Origin of the sequence: Halorubrum lipolyticum DSM 21995 (assembly GCF_000337375.1) — an archaeon.
Lineage (GTDB): Archaea > Halobacteriota > Halobacteria > Halobacteriales > Haloferacaceae > Halorubrum > Halorubrum lipolyticum.
Genome location: NZ_AOJG01000018.1, coordinates 22,411 through 45,807, shown reverse-complemented (window position 1 = coordinate 45,807; position 23,397 = coordinate 22,411). Strand labels below are relative to the sequence as shown.

Here is a 23,397-nt window from a genome sequence, read left to right as displayed (position 1 = left end):
TAATACCCGGGGGAGAACACCGAATAAAACCTTTGTTCATGACAGTTCCGCGGGCGACCGCGAGCCGCCCGCTCGCCGGGATTTATTATCCCGCCGCGACACCCCGACTCCATGGAGATACTCCACGCGTGTCTCAACGTGGCCGACGCCGACCGCACCGCCGACTGGTACGTCGAGCAGCTCGGGTTCGAGCGCTCCTGGGAGTTCACGACCGCCGACGGCGACACGCGCAACGTGTACGTCGCCGACGACGCCGGCGTCGAGTTCCAGCTGTCCGACACCGAGGGCGAGGAGCCGAGCGACGACGGCGACCGCTACGACCACGTCGCCGTCGGCGTCGACGACGTCGACGCGACGTTCGAGGCGATCGACCACCACGGCGTCGTGAAGGAGCCGGGCGACCAGCCGGAGGCCGGCGCGCGCACCGCGTTCGTGAAGGACCCCGACGGACACGCCGTCGAACTGATCGAACCCTTATAAATCGGGTCGGTGATCGGGGGAGCGCGTTTCTCACTGAACCCGGAGCGTTGCAGGCGGCCGTACATACGCCGTCGACGGCGCGGTGAACTCCTTCGAAAGCCCCAGCCGCTCGCTTCTAAGCAGTCGATCGCGGGTCGGCGGTGAACACCTCCAAAGCCCCAGCCACGAGGCCGCCGCACGCTCGCTGTGCGCTTCAGTCGCTCGCGTTGCTCGCTCCCTCCAGTGCTAGCGTCGCCTGCGGCGCCCTCGCGACTGCCCCTTTGAGTCCCTCCCCTCACAGCACCACCGGAAGACGTTCCTGCTCGCTTCGCTGCGCGGGCTGCGACTTCCGTGCTCCCGCTCACTGCGTTCGCGGGACCGCAACCGCACCTCACGCCTCCCCAGCCTCGTCGGCCGGCCTCCGCTTCGCTCCGGCCGCCCGACTCCAGCGAGGGACCAGAGGTCCCTCTGGCAGCCGGCGCGCAGCGCCGGCGACCTCGCGCGGCGCTCCTCGCGGTCGCCGACGGCGACCTCGCGCGGCGCTCCTCGCGGTCGCCGACGGCGACCGCTCGGAGGCGCGCGCCACCGCCTCGTTCATTTATAAACTATCGTCGCAGTCGCTCACGACTGTTTATATACTGCATCGCTGCGACCGATCTACTTCACTCACCCCCGCCAGCGACCACTGTCGCTCTGAGACGCGATCGACGCCAAAAATCGGTGTGTCGGCGGTCCGCGAGTCGAGGTCGGACTCGGCCTTAGAGGATTCCGGCGGCCTCGGCCGTCTCGACGATGTCCTGGGCCATCTTGTTGGTCGCCTCGTCGACCATCTGGCCGTCGACGCTCACGGCGCCCTTGCCCTCCTCCATCGCCTCGGCGTAGGCGTCGACGATGCGCTTGGCGCGCTCAGCGGTCTCCGGGTCCGGCGCGAACACTTCGTTGCCGATCTCGATCTGCGACGGGTGGATCGCCCACTTGCCGTCGCAGCCGATCATGTTGGCGTTCTCGGCGGACTCGCGGAACCCGTCGGCGTCCTCGATGTCGGCGTACGGGCCGTCGAGACACGGCAGGCCGGCCGACTTCGCCGCGGAGTTACACTCGGAGAGCGCGTGGTGCCAGTAGTGGCCCGGGTACTCCGGGAACTGTCCGATGTCGAGTCCGGGCGTGCCCATCGCCGCGGAGTAGTCGCCCGGTCCGAAGATGATCGACGAGAGCCGGTCGGAGGCGTGCGCGATGTCGTGGACGTTGTGGATCCCCTCGCCGTCCTCGATCTGCGGTTCGAGGCCGATACCACCGACCTCCAGGTCGTTGTTCACCTCGACCTGGTGGAGCAGGTTCTCGACGGTGTGGATGTCGCTGGCGGACTTGACCTTCGGCACGATGATGTCGTCGATGTGCTCGCCGGCCTCGCCGACGACCGTGATCAGGTCGTCGTACCACCACTTGGTGTCGATGCCGTTCATCCGGAAGCTGAGGACCTTGTCGCTCCAGTCCTCCTCGCGAGCGGCCTTGATGAGGGGCTCGCGCGCGTCCGGCTTCGCGTTCGGCGCCACGGAGTCCTCCAGGTCGAGGAACACCTCGTCGGCGTCGCTGTCGGCCGCCGAGTGCATCATCTTCTCGTCGCTCGCGGGCGTCGCAAGCTGCGTCCGACGAAGGGTAACGTCAGTCATGTATAGCGAGTCTATCACGCTTTTCCATGAAAATAAAGATACCTCACGCGGGGGTATTTTCACCGATTCGGAAGCGAGTGGTACGGGCGAACCGGTCGGCGGGATCCGACCGCGTCGGGGCGGCTCAGCGGTCCGCGCGTCGGACCGCGGCCGCGATCAGCAGCGCGAGCGCGAGCGCCCCGACGACCCCGCCGAGCGCGGTCGGCGAGACGAGTCCGGGCTCCGCGACCGGAGCGCCTCCCGTCGCCTCCACCGCCCCTGCCGCGCCCGCCGCCCCCGCCGCACCAGCCCCCGTTACCACGCCCTCGGAGAGCCCCACGATGACCGCGGAGAGCACCGCGATCATCGCGACGAGGACGATCTCGCGGATCCGCACGCGTGTCATCCGCTGACCACCGGTCGCTGCCCCGTCTCGCGTGACCCGTCGATTGGCGTGTACATAGTCGCGGGACTCCGTCGCGGAGCCGTCTCGACCTAGCCGTGGCACCGGTGTAGTATTTCGCCGCCAGAACCGTCGTTTCCGCCCGCTGAAACATCGTCAGGGAGAGCCTGAAACGCGGTGCGAGCCGGTGTGGTCCGGGAGACGGACGCGACGCTCGCCGCGACGGCGACCGCGAAAATCGTCGGGGTTCGAGGCGAAGTCGCCCCCGACCGCGTCAGTCGTCGGCCGGGGTGTTCGGCTCGGCCGGCGGCTCCTCGGGCTCCGCCGGCTCGTCCGCGGCGGGGGTCTCGTCGAGCCGCTCGTCCGTCTCGTCGAGCCGTTTGTCCGCCTCTTCGGACCGGTGACGTTCTCGGATCTCCTCGATCGCGTCTCGACGTAATTGTGACATGTGTCAACTATTATCAAGAGATCGCTACTGATAACTATTGCGCCGATATGGTCGCAGAGGCGGCTCACGCGGTCGTTTCTACGGCTTTACGAGCACCTTGATCGCCTCGCGCTCGTCCATCATGCGGTACCCCTCGTCGACTTCGTCGAGGCCGACCGTCTCGGTGAATATCGGGGCGGGGTCGAGGGTGCCCTGTAACACGTCGGCCATCAGCTCCTCGGCGTACGCGCGGACGGGGGCGACGCCGCCCGCGAGCGTCACGTTCCGCCCGAACATGCCGAACACGTCGAGCCCCTCCTCCTCGACGCCGTACGGGACCCCGACGTACCCGATCGTGCCGCCGGGGCGGACGATGTCGATGGCGGTGTTCATCGCGCTCGCGGCGCCGACGCACTCCATCACGTGGTTCGGGCCGCCGTGAGTGAGTTCGCGGACGCGTTCGACCGCGGCCTCGCCGCGCTCGGAGACGGTCTCGGTGGCGCCGAACTCCGCGGCGAGTTCGAGCCGGTCCTCGTGGTGGCCCACCGCGACGATCCGCTCGGCGCCGAGCCGGCGGGCCGCGAGCACGCCGCAGAGCCCGACCGCGCCGTCGCCGATGACGACGACCGTCGCGCCGGCCTCGACGCCCGCGCTGACGGCCGCGTGGTGGCCGGTGCCCATCACGTCGGTCAGCGGGAGCAGCGACCGGAGGGTGTCCTCGTCGTCGGCGAACCGGTCGGGAACGCGGACGAGCGTGCCGTCGGCGCGGGTCGACCGGACGTACTCGCCCTGCCCGCCGCCGTTGTCGCCGCCCCACGAGTCGCCGTTCTCGCAGGAGGTGTGGAGCCCCTTCCGACAGAACTCGCACTCGCCGCAGGAGATAGTGAAGGGCGCGAGCACGCGGTCGCCGGGCGCGACCGAGGTCACGTCGTCGCCGACCGCCTCGACGATCCCCATCGGCTCGTGACCGACCGGAGAGCCCTCGTCGCGGTCGCTGTCGCCGCGGTAGAACCACAGGTCGGAGCCGCAGACCGCGGTGTGGGTTACCCGAATGATCGCGTCCGTCGGCGCTTCGATATCGGGGCGAGGGCGCTCCTCGACGCCGATGTCGCCGGGGCCGTTGAAAATGGCTGCGCGCATGGGTACGCTACCGGCGCGCGTCAGAAAAGGGCGCGGGTCGGGTCGGCCAGGTCAGTCCGCGCCGACCGACGGCTCGTACTCGGAGACCGGTTCGCCGTCGATCCGGGTGAACAGCGTCGCCAGCGCCGGGCCGCTCACGTTGTGCCAGACGCTGAACAGCGCCGGGATCAGCGCCGCGATGGGGTCGAAGAACGCGGTCGCGAGCGCGACGGCGAGGCCGCTGTTCTGGAGCCCGACCTCGAACGCGCACGCCCGGGCCCGGTCCTCTGCCATCCCGGTCAGCTTCCCGACCCCGTAGCCGGCGCCGAGGCCGAGCCCGTTGTGGAGGACGACGGCCACAGCGACCAGCGCGCTCGCGGTGAGGATGTTCTCGACGTTGAGGCCGACGACCGCGGCCACGATGGCGACGATGGCGACGACGCTGATCGCGGGGAACACGGAGAGACCGACCTTCGCCGCGGTCGGCGCGTAGCGATCGAGGAGGAGCCGGAGCGCGAGTCCGGCCACGACCGGAACGAGCACGACCCAGATGATCGTTTCGGAGAGCTGCGCGAAGGTCACCGAAATCTGCTCGCCGGCGAGCGCGACGATCCACGCCGGCATCACGAGCGGGGCGGCGATCGTCGTCACCGTCGTGATCGTCACCGACAGCGCGACGTCGCCGCGGCCGAGGTACGTCATCACGTTCGAGGCGGTCCCGCCCGGCGCCGCGCCGACGAGGATCAGCCCGATGCCGACCTCCCACGGGAGCCCGAGGGCGACGACGAGCGCGTACGCGAGCGTCGGCATCACGAGCCACTGCGCCGCCGCGCCGATCAGCACGTCGCGCGGGCGCTCGACGATGCGCTTGAAGTCGTCGGGCGTGAGCGTCAGCCCCATCCCGAGCATGATCACCCCGAGCAGCGGCGTGATGTAGTCGGCGATCGGCGTGAACGCCGACGGCGCGTACAGCGCGGCCCCGGAGGCGACGAGGACCCAGAGGACGAAGTACTTGCTCGTGAACTCACCCAGCCGTTCGAGGCGGTCCAGTGCAGTCATCTCGTCGGGGTTCACCCGAACGGGTAAAAGGGGCTACAGTTCGGGCAAGGCTCTCCGTCTGTTCGCCACTTCGCGCCGCGCTGTCACCCCCGGGAGCTGCCGTGGCCCGGTGTTCCGCCAAGACGTTTATTCAGATTGAAATTATATTTTGCTAACAGAAAATAACGCTTAAATCGGCCCATCCACCACCCGCGGATCGAACGATGACGCGGAGACGCGACGCCGGTTCCGCGAGGCACCGACCGACGCGGGGAGCCGAGCCGTGAGCGACGGCCCGACGCTCCGGATCGTCGACGACGCCGACGACGACCCGGGCGGCGCGGTGCCCGCGCCGGTGCCGCCGGACGATCCCGAGGCGTGGTACGCCCCCGACGTGCGGGCGCAGTACGAGCCGGAGCCGGGGGTCGTCGCGACCGTCCGCGAGCGCGACGGCGGCCGGTTCGGCTACGACGTGCGCGAGCCGCCGCTGTCGGCGGCCGACGAGCGCGCGCTCGACCGCGTCCGCGACCACTTCTCCGGGGTGCGCCACCGGCGCCCGCTCACGCGGGTCGGCGTGAACGAGCGGGCCGAGGCGGGGTTCGAGCCGAAGTACGAGCGCGCGCTCGACCGGCTGCTCGACGCGAGCGCGGCGGCGCGCCGTCGGATCGACTACCACGCGCTGCGCGACCTCCGGCTCCTCGGCGACGTGACGCCGCTCGCCTTAGACGACCGGATCGAGGTGGCCGACGTGGGCGACGAGCGCGAGCTGGTCGTCCACACCGAGACGTTCGCGCCCCTGGAGACCGGCATCGACGCCGACGCGGCGTACGTCGAGCGCGTCGCCGCCGAGCGGCTCGCCCGGTACGCGGTCGGCTTCGCCGGGCTCTCCGTCGAGGTGGTGGTCGCCCGCGAGCGACTGCTCGGCTCCGACGCGTTCGAGACGAAGTACGCCGTCCGCGAGCCCGACCTCCTCCCGGGCGACGAGGCGCTGATCGAGGAGTGCAAGGAGCGCGTCTGGGAGACGACCGTCAACGGCGTCGTCGACGACCGCGAGGCGTTCGTCGCCGAGCACGCCCGGCGGTTCCTCTCGCGGCGGCTCACCGCGCGCAACACCCGCGCGTGGCTCGGCGCGGCGGCCCACCGCGTCCGCTCCGCGCTGGCCGACCGCGGGCTCGCGGTGCCGCCGGTCGACTCCCGGTACGCCCACGACCGGCTCGACGACCTGGCGTACTACGTGCTGCGCGACTTCGTCGGCGAGGGCATCCTCACGATACCGATCCGCGACCCGAACCTGGAGGACGTGGAGGCGAACCGCGTCGGCGAGCGCGTGAAGGTGGTCCCGCGGACCTCGATCCTGGAGGGGACGGAGGCGGGTGCCGCCGGCGACGCCGACGACCTCGGCGGCACCGCAGAGGCCGGGCGACGCGTCCCGACGAACCTCGCGTTCGACGACGAGACCGCGTTCGTCAACGTCGTCACCGGGCTGGCGGCCCGCGACGGCACCGAGCTCAACGCGTCGACGCCGTCGGCGAAGGTGAACCTCGACGTCGAGGGGGTCGACGAGACGGTTCGGTGCGCGGTGGCGCTCCCGGTCATCTCCGAGGGCGGCCCGCACGTCTCGATCCGCAAGCAGAGCGCTGACGCCCTGACGCCGGTCGATCTGGTCGACCACGGGACGCTCTCGCCCGACCTGGTCACCCTGCTGTGGCTGCTGTACGAACACCGGGGGACCGTCCTCTTCGCCGGGCCGACCGGGGTGGGGAAGACGACGCTCATGAACGCCCACACCCCCTTCATCCCGTTCGACGACCGGCCGGTGTCGATCGACGAGGGGTCCCGCGAGGTCCGGCTCCCGCACGAGACCGGGGTGTCGCTCACGACGCGCGACCACGAGGACGCGTACAAGGCCGTGAGCATGTCGGAGCTGATGGCCGAAGCGAACTACCTGAACCCGGACGTGGAGGTGATCGCCGAGATCAACACGCCCGCGAGCTTCGAGACGTTCGCCGAGACCCTGAACACGGGCCACGGCGTGATCGGCACCACTCACGCCGAGGACGTGGAGGCGCTCGTCAACCGCGTGATCGAGCGCGGGCTCCCCGCTTACCTCCTCCGCGAGGTCGACCTGGTCGTCTTCCCGCGGCAGGTCGACGGCGAGCGCTACGTCTCGCGAGCGGTCGAGCTGCTCTCCGAGGCGGAGTACGCGGCCCTCGACTCCGAGGCGAAGCGAAGCCCGACGGGAAACCCCAAACACGGCGGTGCCGGCGTCATCGACAAGGGAGCGGAGGAAGTGTACTACAACACGGTCGCGTGGCGAGACGCCGACGGCGAGTTCCGGTTCCCGGGCGCCCCCGAGCGCGGCGCGCCGACCGCGCCCGGTGACGAACGCCGCCTCCACGCGCTCGGTCGCGTCGCCGACCACACCGACCGCGACGTCGACGCCGTCGAGTCGGAGTTCGCGTCCAAGCGCCGGTACGTCGAGTACCTCGTCCGCGAGGGGGTCGACGACTTCGACGCGCTGTTCGAGTTCCTCGCGGACCTCCGGACCGACGAGGCCGCGACCGTCGAGCGCGCCGCCCGCACCGCGGACGGGGAGGGACGGCCGTGAGCGGGGAGCCACAGACGGGAACCGACGCTCCGGGGGGCCGCCGCGCCCTCGACGCCGCCGAGGCCGACGGCTTCACGCGGGCCGGCGGGTCCTCGGTGATCGACCGCGTGCTGTACGCCCTGTTCGCGCGCCACGCGAGCGACCGCCGGCACGACGCCGACCGGAAGCGGTACCGCGGGACCGCGCTCGACACGGGGTTCGAGACGCATCTGTCGCGGGTGTACGGCCTCTCGTGGGTCGCCTGCGTCGCGGTCATCGTCCCGGCGCTGCTCGTCGCCGCGTCGACCGCACCGGGGCTGCTCGCGGCGGTCGACGCCCGAGTCGGCGCGGGCTCCCCGATTCCGATCGCGTCGCTGTCGGCCGACTCGGTCGCGGTCGTCGTCGCGGGGCTCGCCGGGTTCCTCGCGAAGCGCGCGACGGTGCGGCTCGGCGGGCTCCGCCTCCGGTGGCTCACGGCGACGCGCCGGACCGACATCGAGCGGACGCTCCCGCCCGCGGTCCGCTACCTCGAACTGCTCGCGGCCGGGAGCGACGGGCCCCGCGAGATGGTCGAGAAGGCCGCCGCGAACGACGCCTACGGCGGGACGGCGACCTCGCTGCGGAAGGCGCTCAACGCCGCGCAACTCGCCGGGAGCCTCGACGAGGGGTTACGCCGGGTCGCCCGCGACACCCCCTCGCGGGAGCTGCTCGCGCCGTTCCTCCTCGAGTTCCGCAAGCACGCGGCGACCGGCGACGCGGCGCTCGCGGAGTACCTCCGGACGGAGCGTCGGATGCTCGCGCACCGGCAGGACCGGGCCCGGAAGCGCGCCCGCCGGTTCCTGGAGCTGCTCACGGAGCTGTTCGTCCTCGTGTTGGTGTTGCCGGCGCTGCTCGTCATCGCGGCGACCGCGCTCACCGTCGTCGTGCCGGAGCTGCTCCCCCCGGTCGACACGCCGGTCGGGGTGGTGCCGACGCGGGCGGTCGTCCTCTACGGCGCCGTCGCCTTCCTCGTCGCCATCGGCCTCGCCGGCGCGGTCGCGGTCGGCACGCTCCGCCCGCCGAACCAGCGCGCGAGCTACGACCTGCCGGCGGCGCCCCGCGGCGTCTTCGCCTCGGTCGGGCGCAACCCGGCCAGCGCGGCGGTCGTCTGCGCGCCGCCCGCGGCCCTGCTCGCGGTCGCCCTCGCCCTCGCCGGCTACACCCTCGTCAACGTCGGGCTGCTCTCGTACGCGGCGTTCGCCGTCCCCGTCGGCGTCGCCGCGGGGAGACGCACCCGGATCGACGACGCGAAGGACCGCGAGCTGGCGGACTTCGTTCACGCCGTCTCGGGCCACGTCGCGCGGGGGCGGCCGTTCCCCGCGGCGGTCGAGGCGGTCGCGCGCGACGCGGACCTCGGCGTCCTCGACGACGACGTGGCCGACCTCGCGTTCGCGCTCCGGTCGACGACCGCGACGGGGCGCACGGAGGGCGCGGGGACCACGGGCGAGTCGACGACCGCGACCGACGTCCGCGCGGCCGCGATCGAGCGGTTCGTCGAACGCGTCGGGACCCCGCTGGCGGAGGGGACGCTCGGGCTGGTCACCGACGCCCTCGACGCCGGGAGCGACGCCGACGCCGTCTTCGAGACGCTCCGGATCGAGGTGGGGCGGCTCTACAGCGAGCAGCGGGCGCTCCGCTCGTCGATGCACCCGTACGTCGCGGTCGGCTGGGCGGCGGCCGCGCTGGTCGCGGCGGTCGTCGCCGTCGTCAACACGCAGGTGATCGACGCCGCCCGGCTCGCCGACCTCGCCGGCGCCACCGACCTCGTGACCGAGCCGGAGACGGTGCTTCCGGAGCTGGAACGCTTCCGGCTGTACGTCGTCACGCAGGCGACGATGCTCGCGTCGGGGTGGTTCGCCGGCACCGCCTCCCGCGGGCGCTACGCGGCGCTGTTCCACTCCGGACTGTTAGTGGCGATCTGCTACGCGGTGTTCACCGCGGGCGGGCTGGTTTGACGCCCGGCCGCGATCGCCGTACGCGTTCCCCGCTCGGCTCACCGCGCCGTCCAGCCGCCGTCGGCGGCGAGCGTCTCGCCGGTGACGAAGCTCGCCGCGCCGCTCGCGAGGAAGGCGACCGGGCCCGCGATCTCCATCGGGTCGGCGAACCGCTCCTGCGGCGTCCGGTCGAGGATCGACCGCCGGAGCCGCTCGTTCTCCTGCAGCGTCTCCGTGAGGTCGGTCGCGACGTAGCCGGGCGCGACCGCGTTCACCCGCACGTCCGGCGCCCAGTCCACCGCCGCGCTCTTCGTGAGCCCGACGAGGCCGTGTTTCGAGGCGACGTACGGGTGCTGTTTCGGCAGCCCGACCTCGCCCGCCACGCTGGCGACGTTGACGACGCTGCCGCCCGCCTCTTTTAAATACGGGCCGGCGGCCCGAAGCGTCCGGAACGCCCCTCGAAGGTTCACGTCCAGGACCGAGTCGACGGCGTCGCTCTCGATCTCCGCCGGGTCGCCGAGCGCGTCGCCGGGGTTGAATCCCGCGTTGTTGACCAACACGTCCAGCGAGCCGAACGCGTCGACGGTCTCCTCGACCAACGCGTCCACCTCGCCGTCGTCGGTCACGTCGGCGGTGATCCCGCGCGCCTCGACCCCGAGGTCCCGGGCCTCGGCGGCGACGGCCTCGACCTCCGCCGCGGTCCGCGCCGAGGGGACGACCGTCGCCCCCGCGGCGGCCATTCCGAGCGCGATCGCCCGCCCGATCCCCCGGCCGCCGCCGGTGACGACCGCGACCCGCCCGGCGAGGTCCGGGAGGGCGTCGTCCGGCGTCAGGGAGGCGTCGCCGGTCATGTATCGCCCCGTTCTCCGGACCCGCACGGGTGTCGCCGCCGGTCTGGCAGTCGCCGCCGGTCTGGCAGTCGCCGCCGGTCCGTCGTCGCCCTCGGAGCGCTGACCGGCGAGCGGTTTTCCCACCTCGCCTCGACGCCTCCGGCTCTGTGCTCCCTGTTTCTCGTCCCCGATGTTTCAGTTACCATTATTAATACTCATTAGCGAATACCCGTCTTATATGTGTGGAGATCATTCGCACACTCGTCCGTCCGCGACTGTCGGTAGCCGACCGGTCGCGTCGCGACTGCACCGCCGGGGGCGTCACCGTTCGGGGAGCCCGATCCCCGATCGATTAAAGTCGACTTGTGCTAATCAACCGCTAGTGGTTGTTATCGACCGAGCGGGCGACGGGCGCCATCGACCGGCCAAACCACTCGATCCCTCGAGGCGACGAGCGGGAGGGACCGCGTGACCGACGTGACCCTCGCGGTCGTCGCGGGGACGACCGCGACCGCCGCGATCGACGGGATCAGCGCCGCGGGCGCCGACCCGGAGCTGCGGAGACACACCCCGAGCGCCGACCTCGAGATCGTCGCCGACGGGCGGCCCGCCCCCGACTCGGCCGTTCCGGTCAGCCCCGCGGGCTGTCCGACCCCGGCGGTCGTCACCCGCGCCGTGCGCGAGATCGTCGGGTTCGACTTCGTCGGCGTCGACGCGGGGCTCGCGGTCCCGACGGACCCCACGGACGCGACGCTCCTCGACGCGGGCGCCGCGCCCGGCGGCGACGTGCGCGACCCGGAGCCCGTGCCGGACGCGGCGGCGATTTTTAAGCGGGCGCGCGGACTGGTGCCGGAAGTGGTCGCGGGGACCGAACCGAATATCGAGGCGAGCGACGCCGATACCGAACTCCTCGTCGCCGAAACGATCCCCGGCGGCACGACGACCGCGCTCGGCGTCCTCACCGCGCTCGACGAGCGCCCCGCCGTCTCCTCGTCGCTGCCGGCGAACCCCCTCGGGACCAAGCGCGCGGTCGTCGACGAGGGACTGGACGCCAGCGGGCTCGCCGCCGGCGACGCGGCCGGCGACCCGCTCGACGCGGTCCGGCTGATGGGCGACCCCGTGCTCGCCGCGGCGGCCGGCCTCGTCGTCGGCGCGGTCGAGCGCGGCGTGCCGGTCACGCTCGCCGGCGGGACCCAGATGGCGGCGGTCGCCGCGCTCGCGCGACACGCGGGCGTCGAGCGCCCGCTCCCGCTCGCGACGACCTCGTTCGTCGCCGACGACCCCTCCGCCGACGTGGGCGCGCTCGCGGACGACCTCGAGTTGACGCTCTCCGCGACCGACCCGGCGTTCGGCGAGAGCGACCACCCGTCGATGGCGGCGTACGCCCGCGGGGAGGCGAAGGAGGGCGTCGGGATGGGCGGCGCGTTGGCCCTCTCCGAGCGCGCCGGCGTCCCCGCCGGCGACGTGCGCGACCGCGTGGCCTCGATCACCGACCGCCTGCTGGCCGACAGAGCGAACTCGCCATGAGGGGTATCGTCTTCGGCGGCACCGCCTCCGGCGTCGGCAAGACGGTCGCGACGCTCGCGGCGATCCGGGCGCTGGACGACGCGGGTCACGCGGTCCAGCCGGCGAAGGCCGGGCCCGACTTCATCGACCCGAGTCACCACGAGCGCGTGGCGGGGCGCCCCTCGCGCACGCTCGACCCGTGGCTCCAGGGCGAGGACGGGCTCCGCCGGAACTACGCCCGCGGCGAGGGCGACGTCTGCGTCGTCGAGGGCGTCATGGGGCTGTACGACGGCGACAAGTCGAGCACCGCCGCGGTCGCCGAGGCGCTCGACCTCCCCGTCGCGCTCGTGGTCGACGCCAGCGCGGGGATGGAGAGCGTCGCGGCGACCGCGCTCGGTTTTCGAACGTATGCCGACCGGACCGGCCGCGACGTCGACGTGGTCGGCGTCATCGCCCAGCGCGCGCACGGCGGGCGCCACGCCGAGGGGATCCGCGAGGCGCTCCCGGAGGGGATGAGCTACCTCGGCCGGGTCCCGCCGGACGACGACCTCGAAGTGCCGGACCGCCACCTCGGCCTGCACATGGGCGACGAGTCGCCCGTGCCCGACGACGCGCTCGACGCGGCCGCCGAGGGGCTCCGGACCGAGCGGCTCGCCGATATCGCGCGGGAGCCGGCCGACCTGCCCGAACCGAACGGTCCGGCCGAGACGGCCGACGGCGACCGCCCCCGCGTCGCGGTCGCCCGCGACGACGCCTTCCGGTTCGCGTATCCGGCGACGATCGAACGCCTGCGCGAGCGGGCGACCGTCGAGTCCTTCGCGCCGACCGCGGGCGACCCCCTCCCGCCCTGCGACGGCGTCTACCTCCCCGGCGGCTACCCGGAGCTCCACGCCGCGGAGCTGGCCGAGAGCCCGGCGCTCGACGACGTCGCGAGCGCGGCCGCCGAGGGGACGCCCGTGCTCGGCGAGTGCGGCGGACTGATGGCGCTCGCCGAGTCGCTGACGACCGCCGGGGGCGAGACGCACGCGATGGCCGGCGTCCTCCCGGCCGACGTGCGCATGCGCGACCGGTATCGGGCGCTCGACCACGTCGAGCTGCGGGCGACGCGGGACGCGCCGACGGCGTCGGCTGGCGAGAGCCTTCGGGGCCACGAGTTCCACTACTCGGACGCCGAGGCCGCGGGCGACGCCCGGTTCGCCTTCGACGTGGAGCGCGGCACCGGTGTCGACGGCGAACACGACGGGCTGATCGAACACCGAACGCTCGGAACGTACTGTCACGTCCACCCGGAGAGCGGGGCGTTCGACGCGTTCCTCGACGGGCTGTGACCGCGATGGCGACCGCCTCGCTGCTCGGCCCCGCTTCCGCCTTCCGCCCCGCGCTCGCCCCCCTCGCCGCGCTGGCGATCGCGGTCGCGCTCGACCTCGCGCTCGCGGAGCCGCCGGCCAGAGTCCACCCCGTCGCGCTGTTCGGGTCGATCGTGGGGCGGTTCGACCGGTCGTGGTCGCACCCCCGATCCGTCGGCGTCGCGGTCGCGGTCGGGCTCCCGCTCGGCGCCGCGGCGATTGCGGGCGGGATCGTCGCGGTCGCGGCCGTCCCGACCGCCTCTCCCGTTCTCCCCGTCCTCCTGGCCGGCGCGCTCCTCTTCACGGCGGTCAGCCTCCGGATGCTGCTGGCGACGACCGCCGAGGTCGTCGCGCTGACCGAGACCGACCCGGACGCGGCTCGGCGGTCGGTTCGCGCGCTCGCCGGCCGGGACGCGACCGAACTCTCGCCGGCCGACCTCCGGAGCGCGGCGGTCGAGAGCGCGGCCGAGAACCTCGCCGACGGGTTCGTCGCGCCGCTCTCCGGGTTCGCGCTGGGGGCGACGGTCGGGCTGGCTGCCGCCCCGACGGTCGGAGTCGCGGGGGCCGAAACCGCGCTCCCGCTCGCCGCGGGAGTCGCCGGCGCGGTCTGGGTCAAGGCCGTCAACACGCTCGACTCGATGCTCGGCTACCGCTCGAAGCCGGTCGGGTGGGCGAGCGCCCGGCTCGACGACGCGGCGATGTTCCTCCCGGCCCGCGCGACCGCGGGCTGTCTCGCGGTCGCGGCCGGGTCCCTCGACGCGCTCCGCCGAGCCGCCTCGTGGGCTAGGGTGCCGGAATCGCCGAACTCCGGGTGGCCGATGGCGACCGCCGCGGCCGCGCTCGACGCGCGACTGGAGAAGCCCGGTCACTACGTCCTCAACCCGGACGCGGGCCCGCCGGGCGTCGTCGACGCGGAGCGGGCGGTCCGGCTCGTCGGCGTCGCCGCCGGGGTCGCGGTCGCCCTCGCGGCGGGGTGGCTGGCGGCGGTCGGATGGGTGACGGCGACGTGGCCGCTCGCGGCGGGACGGCTCCCGGCGACCGCGGGGGTGGTCGGATGGCTCTGACCGCGCTCCGGGGGGCGCTCGGCTTCCTCACCCGGATCCCGGTCGGTCGCGACGAGGCCGCGTGGGGGGCGTTCGCGCGGTCGCCGTGGACGTTCCCCGTCGTCGGGTACCCCGTCGGCGCGCTCGTCGCGGCCCCGCTGCTGCTCGCCGCGCCCCCCGCGTCGGTCCCCGCCCCCACGGTCGCGCTCGCGTTCGTCCTCGCCGTCTACGCCGTCACCGGGATCGGTCACCTCGACGGCGTGGCCGACCTCGGCGACGCGGCTGTCGTCCACGGCGACCGCGAGGAGCGCCGACGCGTGCTGAAAGACTCCGAACTCGGCGTCGGCGGGACGGTCGCGCTCGCCCTGGTCGTGTTCGGGCTGGCGACCGCCGCGCTCGGGCTGGTCGAGGTCGGGGCGGGCACGGGGGATGTGGGAGTCCCCGTCGCCGCGCTCGGGGTCGTCGTCGCCGCGGAGGTCGGCGCGAAGACCGCGACCGCGACGCTGGTCTGCGTCGGCGACGCGCCCCACGAGGGGCTCGGCTCCGCGCTCACCGGCGAGTCGTCGCCTCGGGCGGCGCTCCCGGTCCTCGCGCTGGCGGCGCCCGCCGCCCTGCTCGCGTGGCCGCGGCTCCTGCCGGGCCTCGCGGCGCTCCTCGCCGCGCTGGCGACGGCGGCGCTGGTCCGCCGGTGGGTCCGTCGGCGACTCGGCGGCGTCTCCGGCGACGCGCTCGGCGCGACGACGGAGATCGCGCGGGTCGCCGCGCTGCACGCGGGGGTGATCGCGTGGACGCGCTTCTGATGTGCGGCGGCCGCGGCACCCGCCTCGGCGGCGAGACGGAGAAGCCGCTCCGCGAGGTCGCGGGGCGGCCGATGGTCGACCGCGTGCTGGACGCGCTCGCCGAGAGCCGGGTCGAGGCGACCCACGCGGTCGTCTCCCCGCACGCGACGCGGACGCGGGAGCGCCTCGCTGAACGGGCGAGCGAGCGCCCGTCGCTGTCGGTCGTCGACGCGCCCGGAAACGGCTACGTCGCCGACCTGCGGTACGCGATGGACGCGGCCGACGCGGACGGCGGGCCGCTCCTGACCGCCGCCGCCGACCTCCCGCTTTTAAACGGCGCGGCGGTGGACGCGGTCCTCGACGCGGCTCGCGCCGCCGCCGGCGACTCGCTCACCGTCTGCGTGCCGGCGGCCCGCAAGCGGGAACTGGGCGTCAGCGCCGACGCGACGACGGAGATCGACGGTCGCGAGGTCGTCCCGGCCGGGATCAACGTCGTCGGCAGGAGCGGCGAAAGCGAACGGGACGACGGCGGCGCCGTCCACCTCACCGACGACGCCCGAGTCGCCGTCAACGTCAACTACCCGTCGGACGTGCGTATCGCAGAGCGACTGCTGGAACGCGACTCCGGCCGCCACCACACAGACCGATGAACCTCGACACCGCGCTCGGCCTCGACCGCGAACCGCACGGCAGCAGCGACGACCCCGACCTGCTGGACTTCTCGGCGAACACCAACCCCGAGGTCCCGCCGGGCGTCGAGGCGACGTACCGCGAGGCGTTCGCGGCCGCGCGGTCGTACCCGGCCGAACCGCCCGCGGCGTTCCGCGAGGCCGCCGCCGACTACGTCGACTGCGACCCGGATTCGGTCGTGCCGACGCCGGGGGGACTCGCCGCCATTCGGGCGACGGTCGCGCTCGCGGTCGACCCGGGCGACACCGCCCTGCTCCCGGCGCCGAGCTTCGGCGAGTACGCTCGGGAAGTTCGCCTCCAGGGGGGCGAGCCGGCCTTCGTCGCGGCCGACGCGGTCCTCGACGCCGACCCGGCGAGCCACGCGCTCGCGGTCGTCTGCGCCCCGAACAACCCCACGGGGACCGACTACGAGCGCGAGGCGTTGGAGGGGTTCGCGGCGCGGTGTCGCGCAGCCGACACGCCCCTGCTCGTCGACGAGGCGTTCCGCGGGTTCACCGACCGCCCCTCGCTCGCTGGGGTCGAGGGCGTCGTCGTCGCCCGGTCGCTGACGAAGCTGTTCGGGCTCCCCGGGATCCGGACGGGGTTCGCGGTCGCCACGGGCGAGTTCGGCGCGGCGCTGGAGCGCGCCCGGCGACCGTGGAACGTGAGCGTCCCGGCGCTCGCGACCGGCGCGCACTGCATGCGGCAGGAGTGGTTTATAAATGACACCCGCGAGCGCGTTCGTTCGGAGCGGTCGCGGCTGGCCGCGGCGCTCGCGGAGCGGTACGACGTGACCCCCTCCGAGGCGCCGTTCCTGCTGCTCGACGTGGGGGAGGAGGGGAGCGGGCGCTCCGCCGAGCGGGTCGTCGCGGACGCCCGCGACCGCGGCGTCGCGGTCCGGGACGCGACCACCTTCCGCGGGCTCGACTCGCACGTCAGGGTGGCGGTGCGCCGCCCCGACGAGAACGACCGCCTGCTGGCGGCGCTGGGCGTCGGGGACGGCGCGGGGGCCGACACGGAGCCGACTGACGCGGAGGCGACCGACGCGGGGGACGCGGATGTTTGACGCGACCGTGCGCGAGGGCGTGCTCCGCCTGCGCCGGCCGGAGACGCGCTGGCTCTCGACCGGCTGGGACGGGGGCCGATCGCGGGGCGACGCCGCCTACAACGTCTCGGTGCCGAAGGCGTTCGACCGGACCGACCTCGGCGCGTACCGCGACGAGCGGCTGGCGCGGGCGGGGTTTATAAGCGAAAGCGACGCGGGAGGCGACGGCGACCCGCCGACGCTGTTCACCGGCGTCGCAATGGAGCACGCCAGAGGCGCGCGCTTCGGGCCGGTCGTGGCGTACGCGACGGTCGGGCTCTCGAACCCGGCGATGCTCCCGATGGACCCGGCGAGCGGGTCGGACGGGAGCGTCGACGGCGACGCCGAGAAATCGCCCCGGCGACCCGGTACGGTCAACCTGATCGTCGGGACGACGCGGCGGCTCGCGGCCGGCGCGTCGGCGAACCTCGTCGCGGTCGCGGCCGAGGCCAAGGCGGCGACGCTGCTGGCGACGGCGGGCGTCCCGGGGACGACGAGCGACGCGGTCGTCGTCGGCGACGACCCGACCGGGGAGCCGGCGGCGTTCTCCGGCAGCGCCACCCCGGTCGGCGCGGCGGCCCGCGCCTGCGTCCGGGACGCGGTCCGCGCCAGCCTGCGGTCGCGGTACCCGGACGGCGACGTTCCCGGTCCGGCGGCCGACGCCGAGCACGGCGTCGTGGCCGACGAACGGACAGAGGTGTTTAAACCATGACACACGACGAACTCGACGAAACCGACGAAGCGACAGACGGCGAATCAAACGACGGCGAATCAAACGACGGCGAATCGACCGGGAGCGACGAGAACCCCGTCGCGCGGACCCCCGGCGGCGGGACGGCCCCCGAACCGGAGCCGATCGAACCCGCCGCGCCCGAGGAGTTCGGGCTCGTGCAGGCGTGGTGGGGCGACGGCAAGGGGAAGACGACGGCCGCGATGGGGATGGGGTTCCGGGCCGCGGGCCACGGCTACCGCGTCCACATGCTCCAGTTCATGAAGGGCGGCGCCGACAGCGTCGAGGGCGTCAGGGGGGAGTACAACGCCATCGCGGCCATACCGGGGTTCACTTACGAGAACGCCGGCCACTACGGCTGGCACGGGCTCCTCGACGGCTCCGCGGACGACGACCACGAGGCGAAGGCGAGCGCGGCGTTCGAGCGCGCGGAGGCGCTCGTCGAGGGCGCGGCCGACGCGGACCTGACCGCCCCGCTCCCGCTCGACGGCGAGGCCGACGAGGGCGTTCACATGCTGATCTTGGACGAGGTGTTGTACGCGGCCGACCGCGGGCTCGTCGACCCCGACGACGTCGTCGCGCTCGCGGACTCGAAGCCCGACGACCTCGAACTCGTCCTCACGGGGAGCCACGCCGAGCCCGACTACCTCGACGGCGTGGCCGACCTGATCACGAACGTCCGGAAGGAGGCCCACCCGTTCGACGCGGGTCACCGCGCCCGGCGGGGGACGGAGTACTGAGCCCGTGAGCGAGACGGGGGACACCGGGGAGACGGCGGACATCGGGGAGACGGCGGACACCGTCCTGATCGCCGGCACGGCGAGCCACGCGGGGAAGAGCACGCTCGCGGCCGGGCTCTGTCGGCTCCTCGCCCGCCGGGGCGTCTCGGTCGCGCCGTTCAAGGCGCAGAACATGAGCAACAACGCCCGCGTCGCGCTCGCGCCCGACGGCGAGTGGGGCGAGATCGGCGTCTCCCAGCACGTGCAGGCGCGGGCCGCCGGAGTCCCGGCGACGACCGACATGAACCCCGTCCTGCTCAAGCCCCGCGGCGACGGCGAGAGCCAGCTGGTGATCGACGGCGAGGCGGTCGACCACTTCGCGGCCGGCGAGTACTACGCGGACCACTGGGAGGCGGCGCGAGACGCGGCGGTCGCGGCGCACCGCCGGCTGGCGGCCGATCACGACGTGGTCGTGGCCGAGGGCGCGGGGAGCATCGCCGAGATCAACCTCCACGACCGCGACCTCGCGAACGTGGAGTGCGCCCGATTCGCCGACGCCGCGATCCTGATCGCGGTCGATATCGAGCGCGGCGGCGCGTTCGCGAGCCTCTACGGCACCCTCGAACTCCTCCCCGACGACGTGCGCGAACGCGTCGCCGGCGCGGTCATCACCAAGTTCCGCGGCGACCCCTCCCTCTTGGAGCCCGGTATCGCGGAGATCGAGGAGCGGACCGGGGTTCCGGTCGTCGGCGTCGTTCCCCACGACGACCCCGGCCTCCCGGCGGAGGACAGCCTCTCGCTGCCGGACACGGGAGACGCCGGGGACGGGGGCGGCGAGGGGGTCGGCGGAGCGGCCACCCTCGGCGCGGACGACGGGGTTCCCGAGGAGTCGGCGGTCCGGATCGCGGTCCCCCGGCTCCCGCGGATCTCGAACTTCACCGATCTCGAGCCGCTAGCGCGCGAGCCGGGCGTTCGGGTGGCGTACGTCCCGCTCGATTCGTCTCTCGACGACCCCCTCGCCGACGCCGACGCGGTCGTCCTCCCCGGCTCGAAGAACACGGTCGACGACCTGCTCGCGCTGCGCGAGGCGGGCCTCGACGAGGCGATCCGGCGCTTCGAGGGCCCGATCGTCGGGATCTGCGGCGGCTACCAGATCCTCGGCGAACGGATCACCGGCGCCGAGATCGAGGGCACCGGCTCGCAGTCGACCGTCGAGGGCGTCGGGGTGCTCCCGGTCGAGACCCACTTCTCGCCGGACAAGCGCGTCGAGCGCGTGACGCGGCGCGTCGAGGGCGTCGGCCCGCTGGCGGGGGCGACCGGGACCGCGGCCGGCTACGAGATCCACATGGGTCGGTCGTCGCCGACCGGGGAGACCGCCCGGCCGCTGGGTCCGGAGAGCGCGGCGACCGACCGCGCCCTGGGGACCTACCTCCACGGCCTCTTCGAGAACGAGGCGGTCCGCGACGCCTTCGCGGCGACCGTCTTCGCGGCGGCCGACGCGTCGCGGCCCGCGGGACGGCCGCGCTCTGTTGAGGGCGCGGACGACGGGAGATCCCCTTACGATCGCGCCGCCGACCTCGTTGCCGACCACGTCGATCTCGCGGTCGTCGGACTCGACGACCTGGGGTGAGCGGAGTTCCACGACGGTCCGGATCGGGATCCGGACGCCCCGTACTGCTGCCGGAAGGTATATTGTTTCCAATGCCCAATACTGGTGTATGAGCGATGCCGCAGACGCGACCGACGGAAGCGAATCGGCGAAAAGCGAGCGCGAGCGCATCCGCGAGCGCAAACTCCGCGAGCTTCAGGAGGAACTGGAACGCGACGGGGAGATTGGCGGCGACCCGGACGAGCAGTCGGGTGAGGAGTCGGAAGCGACCCCGGACGAGCCGATCGAGGTCGCCGGGCCCGAGGAGTTCCGGCGCGTCGTCGACGAGCACGACGTGGTGCTGGTCGACTGCTACGCCGACTGGTGCGGCCCCTGTCAGATGATGGAGCCGACGATCGAGGCGCTCGCGAGCGACACCGACGCCGCCGTGGCGAAGGTCGACGTCGACGCCAACCGGGAGATCGCCCAACGGCTCGGCGCGCGGAGCATTCCCACGCTCCTCGTGTACGCCGACAGCGAGCCGGTCGACCGGTTCACGGGCGCGCAGGACCGCGCGACGCTGGCCTCGGCGATCGAACGCGCGGCCTGACGGAGCGGTCGGTCTCGATCGACGGGGCGCTCGACCGGCGCGTAGTCCGCTATCACCTGTGAGAGACGGGTCTCAGCCCTTATATGACCCCGAGGAAGAGGCCGCCACATGGCGATGTCTGGTAAGTACGGTCGCGACGACTTCGGGCAGGGCGGACTGAACGACGCGCTCGACGTTGAATCGCTGGTCGAGGAGATCGGCCTCGACGCCGAAGAGATCCGGTGGCGAAAGGAGTTCGTCGGGTTCGACGAGGAGGACGAGCGACGGCTGAGCCGGTACGAGGAGGCGTTCGCGGAGAACGCCGACCGGATCGCGGAGGACTTCTACGAGAACCTCACCGGCCACGAGCAGACGGTCGACGTGATCGGGCGGTCCGACAAGAGGCTCGAACAGCTCAAGCGGACGCAGTCGGCGTACCTCGTGACCCTCGCGGAGGGCGCGTACGGGCCGGAGTACTTCGAGGACCGGGCGCGGATCGGGAAGATCCACGACATGCTGGAGATGCCGATGAAACACTACATCGGCCAGTACGGCGTGTACTACGACCTCATCCTCCCGCTCATCGGCGACCGACTCGTCGACTCGCTCACGGACCGGCTGGCCGACGACGAGACCGACGAGTCGGTCGGCGCCGAGACCGAGGCGGCGATCGAGGCGGAGGTTGACGACGCCGTCGAGGACCTCCTCTCCGTCCTTCGGATCGTCAACCTCGACATGCAGGTCGTCACGGACACCTACATCCACTCGTACAGCGAGAAGCTCTCCGAGGAGATCGAGCGGAACAAGCGCCTGATGGCGGAGGTGGAAGACGAGGTCCGGGAGCCGATCGGCGACCTCCGGGAGTCGGCGGCGGACGTCGCCGACAGCGCCGCGTCGGTCGGTGAGGCGACCGATGACCAGTCGCAGCGGGTCGCCGAGATCTCCTCGGAGGTGTCGAACCTCTCGGCGACCGTCGAGGAGGTGGCGTCGACCGCCGACGAGGTCGAGCGCACGAGCGCCCGGGCGGAGGCGATGGCCGACGACGGGCGGGAGGCGGCCGACGACGCCGCTGCGGCCATGGACGACATCGGCGTCGCCGTCGACGAGGTGGCCGACGACGTGGAGGCGCTCCAACAGCGCGTCGAGGAGATCGACGAGTTCGTCGACGCGATCAACGGGATCGCCGACCAGACGAACCTGCTCGCCCTGAACGCCTCTATCGAGGCGGCGCGAGCGGGCGACGCCGGCGCCGGGTTCGGCGTCGTCGCCGACGAGATCAAGTCGCTCGCGGAGGAGTCGCAGCGCCACGCGAGCGACATCGAGTCGATGGTCGACGGGATCCGGACCGACACCGAAGACACCGTCGAGAGCCTCGCTGAGACGACCGAGCGGGTCGACGAAGGGAGCGAGCGCGTCGGCGACGCGACGGAGAGCCTCACCGCCATCGCCGAGGCCGTGACGGAGACGGCGGACGGCATCGACGAGGTCTCAGACGTGACCGACGAACAGGCCGCCGCCGCCGAGGAGATCGCCGCCACGATCGACGAGGTGGTCCGGCAGTCGAACCGCATCACTGACGAGATGCAGGAGCTGGCGGCCGAGAGCGAGCGGCAGTCCGAGGCGGTGGAAGCGGTGGAGCGGACCGTGCGCCGGCTGGCCGCGAGCGACCCGGGCGACGCCGGATCGGCCGGCGCGTCTCGCACGGACGGCGGGCGCGTCGCGAGGGAGACGAACGCCGGAAGAGGCACGAGCGGGACCGACGCGAGTCGGTCGGTTCCGGCGGGGCTCCCGGAGGGAATGCCGGAATTCGTGATCGATCGGCTCTCCGACGAGGAGCTCAGGGCGATCGCGGACGGAGCGCTGGAGATGGACGATCTGCTGTGAGTCGTCCGGTCTGAGCCGATCAGCGGGCCGGCTACGGGGCGAAGTACGCGTCCGGCCCTCGGATCCCGGTGAGTTCGCGAAGCGGCCGGGCGCCGCACCGTCCGCACGCGTCCGGCTCCGCGGGGTCGTCCGGGAGCGCGAACACCGTCTCGCAGGCGTCGCAGGCGACATAGCGGAGCGCGAGCCCCGGTGTGTCGGTCATGACCCAGGTAGGCGGTCGACGCACTTGAACCCCGATCCGAACGGTGGCGAGGACCGCCGGTCGCGCAACCCCTAAGACGCGAGCGGTGCGACTGATCGTATGAAAATCGCGATACTCGGCGGCACGGGAGACATCGGACAGGGGCTCGCGCTTCGGCTCGCTTCCGACACCCGTCACGAGATTACGATCGGCTCGCGCGACGCGGAGAAGGCGGAGAACAAGGCCGAGGAGTACACCACCGAGCTCGACAGCCGCGGCCTCGACGCCGCGGTGGCCGGGACCGAGAACGAGGCCGCCGCCGCCGCGGCCCGGGTCGTCGTGCTCGCGGTCCCGCCGTATCACGTCGGCGACACCGTCGAGGCGATCGCCGACGCGCTCGACCCCGGCGACGTGCTCGTCTCGCCGGCCACGGGGATGAAACGCGACGACGAGGGGTTCCACTACCACAAGCCCGGCGCGGGCTCGGTGACGCGGATCGTCGCGGACGCCGCGCCCGAGGGCGTCGACGTCGTCGGGGCGTTCCACAACCTCGCGGCCGCGCGGCTCGCGAACCTCGACGCCGACCTCGGGGTCGACACGCTCGTGATCGGCGACGACGAGGACGCCAAGCGGACGGTCGCGGACCTCGCCGAGGGGATCGAGGGGCTGCGCGCGCTCGACGCCGGCGGCGTCGCCAACGCGCCGGAGATAGAGGCGCTCACGCCGCTTCTGATAAACGTCGCCCAGAACAACGGCGGGCTCAACGACCTCGGGATCGAATTTAAGTGAAGCGA

Annotated in this window: 22 protein-coding genes; 15 read left to right on the top strand and 7 right to left on the bottom strand. The window is 72.9% G+C overall.

What is annotated here, in order from left to right:
• The first annotated feature begins 111 nt into the window (after positions 1-111).
• The gene (locus C469_RS07550; RefSeq protein ID WP_008005314.1) at positions 112-480 is read left to right on the top strand and encodes a VOC family protein; all 369 of its coding nucleotides are present in this window, start codon (positions 112-114) and stop codon (positions 478-480) included.
• Between the two features lie 737 nt (positions 481-1,217).
• Here the strand turns inward: C469_RS07550 and C469_RS07545 are convergent.
• The 5 genes from C469_RS07545 to C469_RS07530 all read right to left on the bottom strand — a co-directional run bounded on the left by C469_RS07545 (position 1,218) and on the right by C469_RS07530 (position 5,116).
• Positions 1,218-2,129 carry an HpcH/HpaI aldolase/citrate lyase family protein gene (locus C469_RS07545; protein WP_049911131.1) on the bottom strand — a complete coding sequence of 304 codons (912 nt, stop codon included), beginning with the start codon at positions 2,127-2,129 and terminating at the stop codon, positions 1,218-1,220.
• Between the two features lie 124 nt (positions 2,130-2,253).
• A complete protein-coding gene (locus tag C469_RS07540) occupies positions 2,254-2,514 on the bottom strand; it encodes a hypothetical protein (RefSeq protein ID WP_008005310.1) in 261 nt (86 codons plus the stop codon).
• A 271-nt stretch (positions 2,515-2,785) separates the two neighbouring features.
• A complete protein-coding gene (locus C469_RS17170; RefSeq protein ID WP_169330830.1) occupies positions 2,786-2,959 on the bottom strand; it encodes a hypothetical protein in 174 nt (57 codons plus the stop codon).
• A gap of 78 nt (positions 2,960-3,037) precedes the next feature.
• Entirely contained in the window at positions 3,038-4,078 is a 1,041-nt protein-coding gene (locus C469_RS07535; RefSeq protein ID WP_008005308.1) for a zinc-dependent alcohol dehydrogenase family protein, read from the bottom strand.
• A gap of 51 nt (positions 4,079-4,129) precedes the next feature.
• Complete coding sequence (locus C469_RS07530; protein ID WP_049911129.1) at positions 4,130-5,116, bottom strand: bile acid:sodium symporter family protein; 987 nt, start codon at positions 5,114-5,116, stop codon at positions 4,130-4,132.
• Between the two features lie 262 nt (positions 5,117-5,378).
• Between C469_RS07530 and C469_RS07525 the strand changes: the two genes are divergently transcribed.
• Together C469_RS07525 and C469_RS07520 are read left to right on the top strand one after the other, a co-directional pair.
• Positions 5,379-7,703, top strand: a complete 2,325-nt coding sequence (locus tag C469_RS07525; RefSeq protein WP_008005304.1) for a type II/IV secretion system ATPase subunit — start codon at positions 5,379-5,381, stop codon at positions 7,701-7,703.
• On the top strand, positions 7,700-9,676 hold the full coding sequence (locus C469_RS07520) for a type II secretion system F family protein (RefSeq protein WP_008005302.1): 1,977 nt from the start codon (positions 7,700-7,702) through the stop codon (positions 9,674-9,676). The genes C469_RS07525 and C469_RS07520 overlap by 4 nt, the downstream gene beginning before the upstream one ends.
• 38 nt (positions 9,677-9,714) lie before the next feature.
• Here C469_RS07520 and C469_RS07515 read toward each other — a convergent pair whose 3' ends face one another.
• Positions 9,715-10,506, bottom strand: coding sequence for an SDR family NAD(P)-dependent oxidoreductase (locus C469_RS07515; RefSeq protein ID WP_008005300.1), 792 nt, complete (start codon positions 10,504-10,506; stop codon positions 9,715-9,717).
• Between the two features lie 447 nt (positions 10,507-10,953).
• Between C469_RS07515 and C469_RS07510 the strand changes: the two genes are divergently transcribed.
• The 11 genes from C469_RS07510 to C469_RS07460 all read left to right on the top strand — a co-directional run bounded on the left by C469_RS07510 (position 10,954) and on the right by C469_RS07460 (position 22,422).
• Positions 10,954-12,012, top strand: coding sequence for a nicotinate-nucleotide--dimethylbenzimidazole phosphoribosyltransferase (locus C469_RS07510; RefSeq protein WP_008005299.1), 1,059 nt, complete (start codon positions 10,954-10,956; stop codon positions 12,010-12,012).
• On the top strand, positions 12,009-13,319 hold the full coding sequence (locus C469_RS07505; RefSeq protein ID WP_008005296.1) for a cobyrinic acid a,c-diamide synthase: 1,311 nt from the start codon (positions 12,009-12,011) through the stop codon (positions 13,317-13,319). The genes C469_RS07510 and C469_RS07505 overlap by 4 nt, the downstream gene beginning before the upstream one ends.
• Positions 13,320-13,324: 5 nt before the next feature.
• Entirely contained in the window at positions 13,325-14,401 is a 1,077-nt protein-coding gene (locus C469_RS07500) for a CobD/CbiB family cobalamin biosynthesis protein (protein ID WP_049911128.1), read from the top strand.
• Entirely contained in the window at positions 14,392-15,180 is a 789-nt protein-coding gene (cobS, locus tag C469_RS07495; protein ID WP_049911149.1) for an adenosylcobinamide-GDP ribazoletransferase, read from the top strand. The genes C469_RS07500 and cobS overlap by 10 nt, the downstream gene beginning before the upstream one ends.
• Positions 15,180-15,809, top strand: coding sequence for a GTP--adenosylcobinamide-phosphate guanylyltransferase (locus C469_RS07490; RefSeq protein ID WP_008005289.1), 630 nt, complete (start codon positions 15,180-15,182; stop codon positions 15,807-15,809). Before cobS ends, C469_RS07490 begins: the two co-directional genes overlap by 1 nt.
• On the top strand, positions 15,806-16,894 hold the full coding sequence (locus C469_RS07485) for an aminotransferase class I/II-fold pyridoxal phosphate-dependent enzyme (RefSeq protein ID WP_008005287.1): 1,089 nt from the start codon (positions 15,806-15,808) through the stop codon (positions 16,892-16,894). Before C469_RS07490 ends, C469_RS07485 begins: the two co-directional genes overlap by 4 nt.
• Complete coding sequence (locus C469_RS07480) at positions 16,887-17,624, top strand: adenosylcobinamide amidohydrolase (RefSeq protein WP_008005284.1); 738 nt, start codon at positions 16,887-16,889, stop codon at positions 17,622-17,624. The genes C469_RS07485 and C469_RS07480 overlap by 8 nt, the downstream gene beginning before the upstream one ends.
• Positions 17,621-18,382: a cob(I)yrinic acid a,c-diamide adenosyltransferase gene (locus C469_RS07475; protein WP_008005282.1), complete on the top strand. Its 762-nt coding sequence runs from the start codon at positions 17,621-17,623 to the stop codon at positions 18,380-18,382. Before C469_RS07480 ends, C469_RS07475 begins: the two co-directional genes overlap by 4 nt.
• 4 nt (positions 18,383-18,386) lie before the next feature.
• Positions 18,387-19,991, top strand: a complete 1,605-nt coding sequence (locus tag C469_RS07470; protein WP_008005279.1) for a cobyric acid synthase — start codon at positions 18,387-18,389, stop codon at positions 19,989-19,991.
• Positions 19,992-20,079: 88 nt separating this feature from the next.
• Positions 20,080-20,559 (top strand): thioredoxin family protein, encoded by a 480-nt coding sequence (locus C469_RS07465; protein ID WP_008005278.1) that lies wholly within the window; start codon positions 20,080-20,082, stop codon positions 20,557-20,559.
• A 108-nt stretch (positions 20,560-20,667) separates the two neighbouring features.
• Positions 20,668-22,422 carry a globin-coupled sensor protein gene (locus tag C469_RS07460; RefSeq protein WP_008005276.1) on the top strand — a complete coding sequence of 585 codons (1,755 nt, stop codon included), beginning with the start codon at positions 20,668-20,670 and terminating at the stop codon, positions 22,420-22,422.
• 31 nt (positions 22,423-22,453) lie between these two features.
• On the opposite strand, the gene C469_RS17165 is transcribed toward C469_RS07460, so the two are convergent.
• On the bottom strand, positions 22,454-22,624 hold the full coding sequence (locus tag C469_RS17165) for a hypothetical protein (RefSeq protein ID WP_169330829.1): 171 nt from the start codon (positions 22,622-22,624) through the stop codon (positions 22,454-22,456).
• 99 nt (positions 22,625-22,723) lie between these two features.
• On the opposite strand from C469_RS17165, the gene npdG reads away from it, so the two are divergent.
• On the top strand, positions 22,724-23,392 hold the full coding sequence (gene npdG / locus C469_RS07455; protein WP_008005274.1) for an NADPH-dependent F420 reductase: 669 nt from the start codon (positions 22,724-22,726) through the stop codon (positions 23,390-23,392).
• The last annotated feature ends 5 nt before the right edge of the window (positions 23,393-23,397 follow it).

Excerpts from the sequence above, each read along its gene's own strand:
- C469_RS07550 (WP_008005314.1), top strand. The coding sequence starts at position 112 with ATGGAGATACTCCACGCGTGTCTCAACGTGGCCGACGCCGACCGCACC.
- C469_RS07545 (WP_049911131.1), bottom strand. The coding sequence starts at position 2,129 with ATGACTGACGTTACCCTTCGTCGGACGCAGCTTGCGACGCCCGCGAGC.
- C469_RS07540 (WP_008005310.1), bottom strand. The coding sequence starts at position 2,514 with ATGACACGCGTGCGGATCCGCGAGATCGTCCTCGTCGCGATGATCGCG.
- C469_RS17170 (WP_169330830.1), bottom strand. The coding sequence starts at position 2,959 with ATGTCACAATTACGTCGAGACGCGATCGAGGAGATCCGAGAACGTCAC.
- C469_RS07535 (WP_008005308.1), bottom strand. The coding sequence starts at position 4,078 with ATGCGCGCAGCCATTTTCAACGGCCCCGGCGACATCGGCGTCGAGGAG.
- C469_RS07530 (WP_049911129.1), bottom strand. The coding sequence starts at position 5,116 with ATGACTGCACTGGACCGCCTCGAACGGCTGGGTGAGTTCACGAGCAAG.
- C469_RS07515 (WP_008005300.1), bottom strand. The coding sequence starts at position 10,506 with ATGACCGGCGACGCCTCCCTGACGCCGGACGACGCCCTCCCGGACCTC.
- C469_RS07505 (WP_008005296.1), top strand. The coding sequence starts at position 12,009 with ATGAGGGGTATCGTCTTCGGCGGCACCGCCTCCGGCGTCGGCAAGACG.
- C469_RS07500 (WP_049911128.1), top strand. The coding sequence starts at position 13,325 with ATGGCGACCGCCTCGCTGCTCGGCCCCGCTTCCGCCTTCCGCCCCGCG.
- cobS (WP_049911149.1), top strand. The coding sequence starts at position 14,392 with ATGGCTCTGACCGCGCTCCGGGGGGCGCTCGGCTTCCTCACCCGGATC.
- C469_RS07490 (WP_008005289.1), top strand. The coding sequence starts at position 15,180 with ATGTGCGGCGGCCGCGGCACCCGCCTCGGCGGCGAGACGGAGAAGCCG.
- C469_RS07485 (WP_008005287.1), top strand. The coding sequence starts at position 15,806 with ATGAACCTCGACACCGCGCTCGGCCTCGACCGCGAACCGCACGGCAGC.
- C469_RS07480 (WP_008005284.1), top strand. The coding sequence starts at position 16,887 with ATGTTTGACGCGACCGTGCGCGAGGGCGTGCTCCGCCTGCGCCGGCCG.
- C469_RS07475 (WP_008005282.1), top strand. The coding sequence starts at position 17,621 with ATGACACACGACGAACTCGACGAAACCGACGAAGCGACAGACGGCGAA.
- C469_RS07465 (WP_008005278.1), top strand. The coding sequence starts at position 20,080 with ATGAGCGATGCCGCAGACGCGACCGACGGAAGCGAATCGGCGAAAAGC.
- C469_RS07460 (WP_008005276.1), top strand. The coding sequence starts at position 20,668 with ATGGCGATGTCTGGTAAGTACGGTCGCGACGACTTCGGGCAGGGCGGA.
- C469_RS17165 (WP_169330829.1), bottom strand. The coding sequence starts at position 22,624 with ATGACCGACACACCGGGGCTCGCGCTCCGCTATGTCGCCTGCGACGCC.
- npdG (WP_008005274.1), top strand. The coding sequence starts at position 22,724 with ATGAAAATCGCGATACTCGGCGGCACGGGAGACATCGGACAGGGGCTC.